Origin of the sequence: Nocardioides pocheonensis, assembly GCF_003725535.1 — a bacterium.
GTDB lineage: Bacteria > Actinomycetota > Actinomycetes > Propionibacteriales > Nocardioidaceae > Marmoricola > Marmoricola pocheonensis.
The window spans coordinates 157,673-169,449 of record NZ_RJSF01000043.1; the positions used below are offsets into that span (position 1 = coordinate 157,673).

An 11,777-nucleotide genomic window follows, 5' to 3' on the forward strand; every position below is an offset into this window, starting at 1 on the left:
CCGAGTGCATTTGCGCCCGTAGAGTGCCCCTCCGTGCTCCTCGCTCCGCTCGTCGACCCGACGTCGCCGACTCGGCCTCGACGAGCAAGCTCGTCGGGCGCTCGCTAGGCTCCGCGGGTGGCCCTCACGATCGGCATCGTCGGACTTCCCAACGCGGGCAAGTCCACGCTCTTCAACGCCCTCACCAAGAACAACGTCCTCGCGGCGAACTACCCCTTCGCCACCATCGAGCCGAACGTCGGCGTGGTCGGCGTACCGGACCCGCGCCTGCACGTCCTCGCGGAGATCTTCGGCTCGGCCCGCGAGCTGCCGGCGACGGTGGAGTTCGTGGACATCGCCGGCATCGTGGCGGGTGCGTCGAAGGGGGAGGGCCTGGGCAACAAGTTCCTCAGCCACATCCGCGAGTCCGCGGCGATCTGCCAGGTGACGCGCGTCTTCCGCGACGAGGACGTGACCCACGTGGAGGGCAAGGTCGACCCCGCGTCGGACATCTCCATCATCCAGACCGAGCTGATCCTCGCCGACCTGCAGACGGTCGAGAAGGCGATCCCCCGGCTGGAGAAGGAGGCCCGGGGCAACAAGGACCTCGTGCACAACCTCGAGGCCGCGCGCGAGGCCCTCGCCGCGCTCGAGTCCGGCACGCCGGTCATCGCCACGAAGATCGACCGCGACCTGATCCGCGAGCTGATGCTGCTGACCGCGAAGCCCTACATCTACGTCTTCAACTGCGACGCCGACGAGCTCGGCGACGACGACCTCAAGAAGCGGATGAGCGAGCTGGTCGCGCCGCACGAGGCGATCTTCCTCGACGCCAAGTTCGAGGCCGAGCTGGTCGAGCTGGGCGACGACGACGAGGCCCGCGAGATGCTGCACGAGATGGGAGTCGACGAGCCCGGTCTCGACGTGCTCGCGCGCGTCGGCTTCGACACCCTCGGCCTGCAGACCTACCTGACTGCCGGGCCCAAGGAGGCCCGGGCCTGGACGATCCGCAAGGGCGCCACGGCCCCGGAGGCTGCCGGTGTGATCCACACCGACTTCCAGAAGGGCTTCATCAAGGCCGAGGTGGTCTCCTTCGACGACCTCGTCGAGGCCGGCTCGATGGCGGCCGCCAAGGCGGCCGGCAAGGTGCGCATGGAGGGCAAGGACTACGTGATGGCCGACGGCGACGTCGTCGAGTTCCGCTTCAACGTCTGAGTTCGAGGGTGAGCGTGGAGTTCGTCGAGAAGTACGGTCCCTGGGCGCTCGTCGCCGGTGCCAGCGAGGGCGTGGGTGCGGCGTTCGCGGAGGCGCTCGCCGCGCGCGGGCTCAACGTGGTGCTGCTCGCGCGACGCCAGCAGGCGCTGGACGAGGTCGCAGCACGGATCCGCGCGACGTCCGGCGTCGAGACGCGCACGCTGGCGGTCGACCTCGCCGGGCCCGACGCGACCGCGTCGGTGACGTCCGCGCTCGCCGACCTGGAGATCGGCCTGCTGGTGTACTGCGCGGGCGCCGACGCCGACTACGCAGCTCTCCTGGACAAGCCGGTCGGCACCGCACAGGCCCTGATCCGGCGCAACTGCACGGTCCTCGTCGAGCTGTGCCACTCCTTCGGTGCGCCGATGGTCGCGCGTGGCCGCGGCGGCATCGTGATCTTCGGCTCGGGCAGCGGGTTCGCGGGTGCACCGAAGCTGGCGACGTACGCCGCGACCAAGGCGTTCGACATGGTCTTCGCCGAGGGCCTGTGGGCCGAGCTCGAGCCGCACGGCGTCGACGTGCTGGGTCTCGTCCTCGGTGAGACCGACACCCCGGCCCTGCGGCGCATGCGCCACCAGCTCGGCCTCGCCGGCTCGCCCGACGAGCGGCCACCCGGCGCCGCCCGGGTCGAGGACGTCGTCGCCGACGGGCTCGCCCACCTGGGTCGCGGGCCGATCCGGATGGCCGATCGCAAGCTGCGGCTGGGCTCGCGCGGCTTCTTCCCGATGGGCCGCAACCGGATGGCCCGGCTGATGACCCAGGCGACGGTGAAGACGATGGAGCCGCGCGGCTGAGGTCGACCGCGGACGTCGACGTCCGCGCCGCGGGGCTGCCGGCGTCGTAGGATCGGCGACGTGAGCGGGGACACGCACCGGTCGGCCGAGGGCGAGGACGCGACGCCGCCCGTGGCCCAGGACGACTTCGCGGAGTTCGCCGAGCCGCCGCGGCACCGGCCGCCCGAGGAGGCGTTGCAGGAGCGCCCGAGCGAGCCCGAGGCCGACAGCGCCCAGAGCGAGGTGGACGACGTCATCGCCCGGCTCCGTCGGAAGCGGGCCGAGGAAGGCTGACGCACCTGGGCGCGGCCGAGCCCGCGGCGGGTCGTCCTACACGGACTCGCGCGCCCGGCCGACCCCCGGCACCAGCAGCACCAGCGTGACCGCCGCGACCGACCAGCCGACGTGCGTGGCGCCGACGGCGCCCGGGTGGGCGAACCACCAGTGCGTCAGGCCGTGCGTGGTCGTCATCCGGTGCGCGTAGTCGGTCACGAACGGCTGCCACAGCACGACCACGGTGACGAGGGTCGTCCACGGGACCGTCCAGGTCGTGCCGAGGAGGTCGAAGAGCACCGCGGCGAGGGCGGCGCTCCCGACGTAGTAGGCGTTGTCCTGCGGGTCGAGCGCGAGGCGCACGGCCACGGTCACGAGCAGGACGCCGGGCCAGCGGCCGGTGAGTCCCGCGACGGCCGCGGTCACCGTGGACCCGAGCAGCTGGGCGGTGCGGCCCCAGCCCGGGACCACCGTGCCCCGCACGCCGAGCGCGTGCAGCCCGGACGACGGCACCAGCGCCACGTTCGGGCGCAGCGCCGTCAGGGTCGCGGAGTCGGCCAGCACGAACGGCAGCCAGGCGGCACTGGTGCCGAGCACCGCCGTGGCCACGGACCCTGCCCAGGCCGAGGCGGGGAGGGAGAGCAGCAGGCCGACGGTCCCGAGTGCCCACGGCTTGCAGGCGATCGCGGCGGCGACGGCGAGCCCGGCGAGGACGGGGCGACCGGCGCACAGGGCGTGGACCGCTGCGACGACCGCGATGAGGGCGAGCACGTCGTCGAGGTGGCCCCAGCGCACCGAGAGCACGGTCCAGGCGGGCGCGAGCACGAGGCCGGCAAGGAGGACGCGGACGGTGCGGCGGGCTGTCGGCAGGAGGGGCACGAGTGCCGCCAGCAGCAGGGGGCCGGCCGCGGTCATCGCGACCAGCGCGGTCTTCTCCGCGGCCCCGGACGGCAGCACCCGCAGGCACGCCGCGACCAGGAGCGACAGCGGCCCGGTCTGCAGCTCCGGATGGTCGGCGTACACGTGCAGGGCGTGCGGACCGGTCAGCCATCGACCACCGTCGGCGAAGAAGTGCCAGGACAGGCCCGACACCGACCACGCACGGCTCGCCCACCACGCCGTCCACGCCGCGACCACCACGAGAGCACCGACGGTCGGCCCGGAGCCTCCGATGAGCCGTCGCGCCACCACGCTCCGACAGTAGGGGAGCAGCCGGTGCGACGGCGGGCCATTGACCACCGTGCCAGCCTTGGAAGGTGAGCGACTGGTTCCTCCCCGAGGACGAGCGACCGTGGACGTCGGGCAACCTGGTGCGTCCGCTCGTCCACGGCGCGAGCTACTTCGCTCGCCTGGTGGAGGTCGTGGGCGGCACGCGTGCCGGCGACCGGATCGTGTTCACGGACTGGCGTGGCGACGCGGACGAGCGCCTCGCCGACGGCGGCCCGACGATCGGCGAGCTGCTGCGCGACGCGGCGCACCGCGGGGTCGACGTGCGCGGCCTGCTGTGGCGCTCGCACAGCGACAAGGCCCGGTTCAACGCCCAGGAGAACCGCCACCTCGGGGAGGTGGTCAACGAGGCCGGCGGCGAGGCGCTGTTCGACGAGCGGGTACGCCGCGGCGGCTCCCACCACCAGAAGCTGCTCGTCGTCCGCCACCGGGGCCGGCCCGACGAGGACGTCGCCTTCGTCGGCGGGATCGACCTGTGCCACGGCCGGCGCGACGACGCGGAGCACCGGGGTGATCCCCAGCCTGCGCCGCTGGACGAGCGGTACGGCCCCCGGCCGCCGTGGCACGACGCCTCGCTGGAGATCCGCGGACCCGCGGTGAGCCACGTGCTCGACGTGTTCTCCGAGCGCTGGGACGACCCGACGCCGCTTGACCACCGCAATCCCTACCGGGCCCTCATGCAGCGGGCCGCGCGGATGCCCCGGCACCCGGAGCCCCTGCCGGAGCGCTGGGACCCACCCCCGGACGCCGGGCCGCACCTCGTGCAGGTGCTCCGGACCTATCCCGCCAAGCGGCCGGCGTTCCCGTTCGCGCCCGAGGGCGAGCGCTCGATCGCCCGGGCCTACGAGCGGGCCTTCGCGCGCGCCAAGCGCCTGGTCTACGTCGAGGACCAGTACTTCTGGTCCGGCCTCGTGGCCGGGGCCCTGGCCGATGCGCTCCGGCGCGAGCCCGGCCTGCAGGTGATCGCGGTGGTGCCCCGGTTCCCCGAGGAGGACAGCGCGGTCAGCGGCACGCCGATGCGGTTGGCCCAGCACGAGGCGCGCGACGTGCTCCACGAGGCCGGTGCCGGGCGGTTCGCGATGTACGACATCGAGAACACCGCCGGCACGCCGATCTACGTGCACGCGAAGATCTGCATCGTCGACGACACCTGGATGACCTGCGGCTCGGACAACCTCAACGTGCGGTCGTGGACCCATGACTCGGAGGTCACCTGCGCGGTGGTCGACCCGGAGGGCGAGCTGCCCGTCGCCCTGCGCACCAGCCTGTGGGCCGAGCACCTCGGGCTCCCGCAGGACGACCCCCGGCTCCGCGATCTCGACCAGGCGACGAGCCTCTGGGAGCAGCGGGTGGGCGCCCCGGGCAGCCGGATCCGCGCGCACGTGTTGACGGCGCCGCGACGGGCGGTGCGGGCGTGGGCCGGGCCGGCGTACCGGCTGCTCTTCGACCCCGACGGTCGCCCGCGCCGGATCCGCGGGACCGACAGGTTCTGAGGGGGAGCGCTCTCGCTCAGCGGTGGAGGCCGGCGACCTGTCCGTGCCAGCGCGCTCCACTCGCGGCTGCACGCGCCGAGGCCAGCCACGCCGTCATCGCGACGACGTACACCGCCAGGGCGAGCAGCCCGACACCGACCCAGGCGTCCCACCACGGCTGGCTCTCGGACCCGTCGGGCAGGCCCGCCGCCGTGCTCACGAGGAAGACCGCGGTGACGCCGAGGCAGGCGAGCGCGCCCAGCGACCACATCCCCCGCCGGCGCGCCGGGCTCCACAGGTCGAGCCCGACGATCACCAGGAGGATCGCCCCGACGAGGTAGAGCATCCCCACCCACGGCTGGTCGTCCAGGTACGACGACGCGACCCGTCCGGTCACCACGCCCAGGACGAGGGCGCCGAGCGCGCCGACCACCGTCGCGATCGACCCGGCGACCGTCTCGCTGCGCATCGCGGGCCTCAGTCCGGGGCGAACGGGCCGTAGTGCTCGGAGTGCTGCTCGCGCGCCGTGTCGTCGAGGTCCTGGTCGAAGTCCGGGGCCGCCTTGACCTGGTCCTTGGACAGGCTCACCATCACCGTCCGCGCGTCGTGGTCGACCTTGATCACCGCACCCGCGGGGATCAGCCGCTTCTTGCCGAAGATCCAGAAGCCGGTGTCCACGACGATGTGGGCCCGGTCGGTCTCGCTGGTCGCCTCGGCCACCGTGCCGATCGAGCCGTCGACCGCGTGCACGTCGTAGCCGACGACGTCGCCCTCCGACCAGGTGGTGTCGCGGTAATTCCAGGTCTCGCTCATGGTCCGCCTCCGTGTCTCCCCCTGAGGAGCGGTACCCGGCGCGAGCGGGCGGCATTCGCTGGGGCTGTCGGCCCCGGCTCCTATGCTCCCGTCATGGACCTCGAGTTCAGCGGCGACGTCTGGCACTGGCGCGGCCCGTCGCCGTACCACTTCGTCACGGTGCCGGCCGAGGAGTGCGGCGTGCTCGAGGAGGTGGCGCCGGCGGTCAGCTACGGCTGGGGGATGATCCCGGTCTCCGCGGTGATCGGCGACACGCACTGGACCACGTCGCTGTTCCCCAAGGACGGTGCCTACGTCGTGCCGCTGCGTGACGCGGTCCGGCAGGCGGAGGGCCTCGCCGTGGGTGACGAGGTGACGGTGCGCCTGGAGGTGGACCTGTGAGCGACGAGCTCGTCGTGCGCGCGGCCACGCTGGACCGCTTCGACGACGTGACCACGATGATCGGCCCGAAGAACCCGACGTCCACCGTGTGCTGGTGCCTCAGCCACCGGCTCGACGCGCGCACGAACCGGTCACTCTCGGGGCCGGCCCGCGGGGACTACGTCCGCGAGCTCTGTGCTCGCCCCGTCGCGCCCGGAGTCCTGGCCTACGACGGTGACGAGGTCGTGGGCTGGGCGGCCGTGGCGCCGCGGTCGGAGCTCCCGTTCGCCCGCTCGCGCAAGATCCCGCACGTGGACGACCTGCCGGTGTGGTCGGCCTGGTGCGTCCGCGTGCGGCCGGGGCACCGCGGCCGTGGCGTGGCGCACTCACTGCTGGCCGGGGTGGTCGACTACGCACGCGAGCAGGGCGCGCCCGCGGTCGAGGGCTACCCGGTCGACAACCGGGGCGAGAAGGTCGACCTGACCATGGCCTTCGTCGGCACGCGCGGGCTCTTCGAGGCCGCGGGCTTCGTCAAGGCAGCCGACACGACCTCGGTCGCGGGCGGGTTCCCGCGGGTCGTCATGCGGCGCGACCTGCGCTGAGGGTCCCAGGCCTCCGGGTCGCTCGTCCCTTCCGGCACCGGCGTCGGGCTGGCAGTCTCGGAGCATGCGTGAGGTGGAGATCGATGCCGTCCCGCTCGACCGGCTCGCGGCCCTGCTGGAGCCGGAGCGGATCGAGCGACTGTCCGAGTACGCCGCCCGGGCGCGCGACCTGCTCGAGGGCCGGACGGTCTGGAGCGTCAACGCGACCGCGACCGGCGGGGGAGTGGCCGAGATGCTCCAGGCGCTGCTCGCCTACAGCCGGGGCGCAGGCGTCGACGCCCGGTGGCTGGTGCTCGACGGCACGCCGACCTTCTTCGGCCTGACCAAGCGGATCCACAACGTGCTGCACGGCTCGCCGGGCGACGGCGGTCCGCTGGGTGAGGAGGAGCGGGCGACGTACGAGGGCGTGCTGGCGAAGAACCTCAAGCAGCTGCTGCGGTTCGTACGCCCCGACGACGTGGTGCTGCTCCACGACCCCCAGACCGCCGGCCTGGTCCCGGGCGTGCAGGCCGCCGGTGCGCACGTCGTCTGGCGCTCGCACATCGGCCGCGACACCCCGACGGACCTCACCGACGTCGGCTGGGCGTTCCTGCGCCCGTACGTCGAGCAGGCGGAGGCGGTGATCTTCTCGCGCGGGGCCTACGTGCCGGCCTGGGTCGACCAGAACAAGGTCTGGGTGATCCCGCCGTCGCTCGACCCCTTCACCGCGAAGAACGGTGACATCCCGCCCGGCGACGTCGAGGCGGTGCTCCGCCACGCCGGTCTGACCGTGACCACCGAGCGGCACGGCCGCTTCCTGTTCACCCGCCGCGACGGGTCCACCGGGCTGGTGCGCCCGCACGCCGGGCTGATCGAGGGCGGCCACCCGGTGCCGGGCCATGCCAGGGTCGTGCTGCAGGTGAGCCGGTGGGACCGGCTCAAGGACATGGCGGGGGTGCTCGCCGGCTTCGCCGACCACCTGCCGCACCTGCCCGACGACGTCCAGCTGATGCTGGTCGGGCCGGAGACCGCCGGCGTGACCGACGACCCGGAGGGCGCGGAGGTCTTCGAGGAGTGCAAGGAGCTCCGGCTGCAGCTGCCCGAGGAGTCACGTCGTCGGATCCACCTGTGCAGCCTGCCGATGGACGACGGCGACGAGAACGCCTACCTGGTCAATGCGCTGCAGCGCTACGCCACCGTGGTGGTGCAGAAGAGCCTGATCGAGGGCTTCGGGCTCACCGTCACCGAGCCGATGTGGAAGGGCAAGCCGGTGATCGCCTCGCGGGTCGGCGGCATCCAGGACCAGATCATCGACGGTGAGAGCGGCCTGCTCCTCGACGACCCGACCGACCTCGACTCCTTCGGTGCTGCACTCGACCGGCTCCTGGGCGACGTGGCGCTGGCGGCCAAGCTCGGCGAGAACGCCCGCGAGCGGGTGCGCAACCACTACCTCGGCGATCGCCACCTGATGCAGTACGTCGACCTGTTCGAGCAGCTCTACCGCTGAGCCCGCCGCTGCTGGAGCATGGGCCCGTGGACGAGAGCCTGTACGACGCGGCCGGGGGCCGGGACGTCCTGGTGGCGCTGGCCGGTGCCTGGCACCGCCGCTGCCTCGACGATCCCCTTGCCAGTCACCCGTTCATCCACACCGACCTCCATCCCGACCACGTCGAGCGGCTGGCGGCGTACTGGGGCGAGGCGCTCGGCGGGCCACCCGACTACTCGTCTCTGATCGCGGACCACTCGACGGTGCTCCGGATGCACGCGGGCAACGGGGAGCACGCTGACCTCGACGAGCGGGCGGTCGAGCTGTTCGTGCAGGCCCTGGACGACGCGGACGTCACGGAACGAGTCCGGCCGGCACTCGTCGCCTGGTTCCGCGACGCCGTCGCCGAGATGGCGCGCTTCCCGGGATCGGCTGCGGATGTGCCGGCCGGACTCCCCTTCCCACGCTGGTCCTGGGACGGACCCGTCACCTGAGCCCGTGCAGCGCCCGGGTGTGCTCGAGCAGCATCCGGCGCTCCGCGCGGGCGATCACCCGGCGCGCCTGGTCGGCGGCGTCCGGGTTGACCGACACCGACGTGATCCCCTGACGCACGAGGAACTCGGCGAACTCCGGCCGGTTCGAGGGCGCCTGGCCGCACAGCGACGAGGTCATCCCGGCGTCACGCGCGCCCCGGATGATCCGGCCGATCGCGTCGAGCACGGCCTCGTCGGACTCGTCGAACAGCTCCGCGCAGATCTCGGAGTCGCGGTCGACGCCGAGCATGAGCTGGGTGAGGTCGTTCGAGCCGATCGAGACGCCGTCGATGCCGAGTGCGGCGTACTCGGGAATCCGGTAGACGACCGACGGCACCTCGGCCATCACCCAGCGGTGCAGACCGCGATGGCTGCCGAGCGGGTGGTGGTCGACGGCCTCGAGGCAGGCCTCGAGCTCCCAGCGGGTGCGGACGAACGGGATCATCAGGTGCAGGTTCGGGGTCTGCTCGCGCACCCGGGCGAGCACGTCGAGGTCGAGCGCGAAGATCTCGGGGTCGCGGATGTAGCGGTAGCACCCGCGGTAGCCGATCATCGGGTTCTCCTCGTGCGGCTCGAACTCCTCGCCGCCGGTGAGGCCCCGGAACTCGTTGGTGCGGAAGTCCACGGCCCGGTAGATCACCGGCCGCGGCGCGAATGCCTGCGTGATCCGCAGCACCGAGGCGGCCATCCGGTCGACGAACTCCTCGCGCCGTCCCTGCGCCAGCAGGTGCTTGGGGTGCTCGCCCTTGAGTGCGTCGGTGATCATGAACTCCGCCCGGAGCAGGCCGACGCCGTCGACCGGCTGTGCGGCCACCTCCTCGGCGTGGTCGGCGATCGCCAGGTTCACGTAGAGCAGCGTCCCGGTCGATTCGGCCGCCACGACCGCCGCCGGTGGGGCAGCCGCCGCTGCCGCCGGAGCGTTCGTGGCGACGTCGTGGGTGCCGGCCGGAGGAGTGGCGACAGCTCCGGCCAGCACCACGCCCTTGGCCCCGTCGACGGTGACGATCTCGCCGTCGCGGAGCACGGTGGTCGCGGTGCGGGTGGCGACCACGGTCGGCAGGTGCAGCTCGCGTCCGACGATGGCGGCGTGGCAGGTGACCCCGCCGCCGTCGGTGACCAGCGCGGCCGCGCGCCGCATCGTCGGCACCCAGTCGGGGCTGGTCATCGTGGCCACCAGCACGTCACCGTCCTGGAGGCGGTCGCCCTCGTCGGTGCTGCGCAGGATCCGGACGGGCCCGCTGACCAGCCCGGGAGCGGCGGCGAGGCCGCTCACCAGCACGGTGCCCGCGGGCTCCTCGCCCTGCGCGGTGCCCGTCACGCCCGTCTCGTCGAGGGTGGTGATCGGGCGCGACTGCACGATCCACAGCTCCTCGCCACGGCGGGCGAACTCCACGTCCTGCGGCACGCCGTAGTGCTGCTCGATCCGGAGTGCCATCCGGGCGAGCTCCAGCAGGTGGGCGTCGTCGAGCACCCGACGGGCCCTCGCCTCGGCCGGCACGGCGACGCGGAGGTCGCGACCGTCGGGGCCGCGCAGGATCTGCTCGGCCTTGCTGCCGATCCGCACGTGCACGACGCGAGGCCCGTCGTCGGGACCGCCGCGCTTCGCGACGACGTAGGAGTCGGGCTCGACCTGGCCGCCCACGACGACCTCGCCCAGCCCGTACGCCGCCTCGATCACCAGCGTCTCGCGGTCGCCGGTGGCCGGGTCGGCGGTGAACATCACTCCGGACGCCTCGGACTCGACCATCTGCTGCACGACGACGGCGATCGCCGGCTCGTCGGCCAGCCGCTGGCTGGCGCGGTAGGCGATCACCCGAGGGCTCCACAGCGACGCCCAGCAGTCCACGATCCGCGCGAGGAGCTCCTCGGCGCCGCGCACGTTGGTGTAGGTCGCGTTCATGCCGGCGAAGGAGGTCGACCCGGTGTCCTCGGCGGTCGCGGACGAGCGGACCGCGACGTGCGGGTCGTCGCCGAGCGCGGCGTACGCCGTCTCCACGGCGGCGCGCAGCTCGTCGGGCACTCCGGCCGAGTGCACCAGCGACCGGATCCGCCGAGCCGCGGCGTCGAGCGCCGCAGGTGCGTCGGTGTCGGCCGCGGCGACCTCGTCGAGCAGCGCACGCCGTACGCCGCCGTGGTCCATCGCCTCGAGGTAGGCCTGTGCGGACACCACGAACCCGGGCGGCACCGGCAGCCCGGCCCGCGTCAGCTCACCGAGATTCGCGCCCTTGCCGCCGACCCGGGGCACATCGGCCTTGGACAGGTCGCTGAACCAGGCGACGAGATCGGTGCGGGCGCGCAGAGGTACCTGGGTGTCGGTCATGTCTTCAGGCTCGTCCCGCCGTCGACCAGGGCACAGGGGACAAGGTCACCGGCCGCGCAGCCGGTCGTCCTGCACCGGACGCGCGCGATGGGAGCCGGTCGGTTCAGCCGGCCGATTCAGCCGTACCGCACCTGCACGACGAGCAGTCCGACGAGGGTCGACAGGCCGAGCGCGAGCCCGACCGCGGCCCAGAAGCGGGGCCTGCTCAGCAGCCCCACCACGCCGGAGGAGAGCGACCCCAGGACGCCGACCGGCAGCAGGAGCAGGCCCGGCGCCCGCACCCACTGAGGAGGGTCGATGCTCGTGGTCAGCAGCCACGCCCACGCCAGTGCGGCCAGCCCGATGCCGCCCAGGACGGCGCTGAGCACGCCGACGGGATTGCGCGCGTGATCGATCAGCGGGGGGTGGATGTGCCCGGTGATCGTCATGGTCCACCTCCTGGTCCCACCCTCATGATCGGTCGACCGAAGGGCGGCCTCAAGGGTCCAAGGACCCCGCTGCCCGCGGGGGTAGCGTGCTCGGCATGAGCGACCAGGACGTGACCGCCGAGGTGCCGGAGACCTGCCCGATCTGCGGCACGGAGATGCAGACCGCCACGATCGACTTCGACGAGACCAACGAGCCGCGCGCGGAGCTCAACCCCGGTGAGATGGCCCAGGTCGCGTTCTGCCCGAACCCCGACTGCCCGGGCAAGCGCGAGGCTTGA

The 11,777-nt window shown here is 73.0% G+C and carries 14 protein-coding genes; 9 read left to right on the forward strand and 5 right to left on the reverse strand.

Annotated elements, in window-relative coordinates; genetic code table 11:
* Positions 1 to 117: 117 nt before the first annotated feature.
* From ychF to EFL26_RS16705, 3 genes are read left to right on the forward strand one after another with little or no spacing between them, the layout of a single operon-like run.
* Positions 118 to 1,194 carry a redox-regulated ATPase YchF gene (ychF, locus tag EFL26_RS16695; RefSeq protein ID WP_123224039.1) on the forward strand — a complete coding sequence of 359 codons (1,077 nt, stop codon included), beginning with the start codon at positions 118 to 120 and terminating at the stop codon, positions 1,192 to 1,194.
* A gap of 8 nt (positions 1,195 to 1,202) precedes the next feature.
* A complete protein-coding gene (locus EFL26_RS16700; protein ID WP_221177007.1) occupies positions 1,203 to 2,027 on the forward strand; it encodes an SDR family NAD(P)-dependent oxidoreductase in 825 nt (274 codons plus the stop codon).
* A gap of 60 nt (positions 2,028 to 2,087) precedes the next feature.
* Positions 2,088 to 2,300 (forward strand): hypothetical protein, encoded by a 213-nt coding sequence (locus tag EFL26_RS16705; protein ID WP_123224041.1) that lies wholly within the window; start codon positions 2,088 to 2,090, stop codon positions 2,298 to 2,300.
* 36 nt (positions 2,301 to 2,336) lie between these two features.
* On the opposite strand, the gene EFL26_RS16710 is transcribed toward EFL26_RS16705, so the two are convergent.
* Positions 2,337 to 3,470: a hypothetical protein gene (locus tag EFL26_RS16710; protein WP_148046750.1), complete on the reverse strand. Its 1,134-nt coding sequence runs from the start codon at positions 3,468 to 3,470 to the stop codon at positions 2,337 to 2,339.
* A 65-nt stretch (positions 3,471 to 3,535) separates the two neighbouring features.
* Here EFL26_RS16710 and EFL26_RS16715 point away from each other — a divergent pair, with 65 nt between their 5' ends.
* Positions 3,536 to 4,999, forward strand: coding sequence for a phospholipase D family protein (locus EFL26_RS16715; protein WP_148046751.1), 1,464 nt, complete (start codon positions 3,536 to 3,538; stop codon positions 4,997 to 4,999).
* A gap of 16 nt (positions 5,000 to 5,015) precedes the next feature.
* Here the strand turns inward: EFL26_RS16715 and EFL26_RS16720 are convergent, their stop codons facing one another.
* Together EFL26_RS16720 and EFL26_RS16725 are read right to left on the reverse strand one after the other, a co-directional pair.
* A complete protein-coding gene (locus EFL26_RS16720) occupies positions 5,016 to 5,447 on the reverse strand; it encodes a hypothetical protein (protein WP_123224043.1) in 432 nt (143 codons plus the stop codon).
* A gap of 8 nt (positions 5,448 to 5,455) precedes the next feature.
* Positions 5,456 to 5,791: a PRC-barrel domain containing protein gene (locus EFL26_RS16725; protein WP_123224044.1), complete on the reverse strand. Its 336-nt coding sequence runs from the start codon at positions 5,789 to 5,791 to the stop codon at positions 5,456 to 5,458.
* A 93-nt stretch (positions 5,792 to 5,884) separates the two neighbouring features.
* Between EFL26_RS16725 and EFL26_RS16730 the strand changes: the two genes are divergently transcribed.
* From EFL26_RS16730 to EFL26_RS16745, 4 genes are all read left to right on the forward strand, one after another.
* Positions 5,885 to 6,172, forward strand: coding sequence for a DUF1905 domain-containing protein (locus EFL26_RS16730; RefSeq protein WP_123224045.1), 288 nt, complete (start codon positions 5,885 to 5,887; stop codon positions 6,170 to 6,172).
* Entirely contained in the window at positions 6,169 to 6,753 is a 585-nt protein-coding gene (locus EFL26_RS16735) for a GNAT family N-acetyltransferase (protein WP_246000238.1), read from the forward strand. The genes EFL26_RS16730 and EFL26_RS16735 overlap by 4 nt, the downstream gene beginning before the upstream one ends.
* Before the next feature lie 64 nt (positions 6,754 to 6,817).
* On the forward strand, positions 6,818 to 8,239 hold the full coding sequence (locus tag EFL26_RS16740) for a glycosyltransferase (RefSeq protein WP_123224046.1): 1,422 nt from the start codon (positions 6,818 to 6,820) through the stop codon (positions 8,237 to 8,239).
* A 26-nt stretch (positions 8,240 to 8,265) separates the two neighbouring features.
* On the forward strand, positions 8,266 to 8,712 hold the full coding sequence (locus EFL26_RS16745; RefSeq protein ID WP_123224047.1) for a globin domain-containing protein: 447 nt from the start codon (positions 8,266 to 8,268) through the stop codon (positions 8,710 to 8,712).
* Here the strand turns inward: EFL26_RS16745 and ppsA are convergent.
* A complete protein-coding gene (ppsA, locus tag EFL26_RS16750) occupies positions 8,705 to 11,071 on the reverse strand; it encodes a phosphoenolpyruvate synthase (RefSeq protein WP_123224048.1) in 2,367 nt (788 codons plus the stop codon). The two genes, EFL26_RS16745 and ppsA, sit on opposite strands and share 8 nt — an antisense overlap.
* A gap of 116 nt (positions 11,072 to 11,187) precedes the next feature.
* A complete protein-coding gene (locus EFL26_RS16755) occupies positions 11,188 to 11,499 on the reverse strand; it encodes a hypothetical protein (RefSeq protein ID WP_123224049.1) in 312 nt (103 codons plus the stop codon).
* A gap of 95 nt (positions 11,500 to 11,594) precedes the next feature.
* Here EFL26_RS16755 and EFL26_RS16760 point away from each other — a divergent pair, with 95 nt between their 5' ends.
* A complete protein-coding gene (locus EFL26_RS16760) occupies positions 11,595 to 11,777 on the forward strand; it encodes a hypothetical protein (RefSeq protein WP_123224050.1) in 183 nt (60 codons plus the stop codon).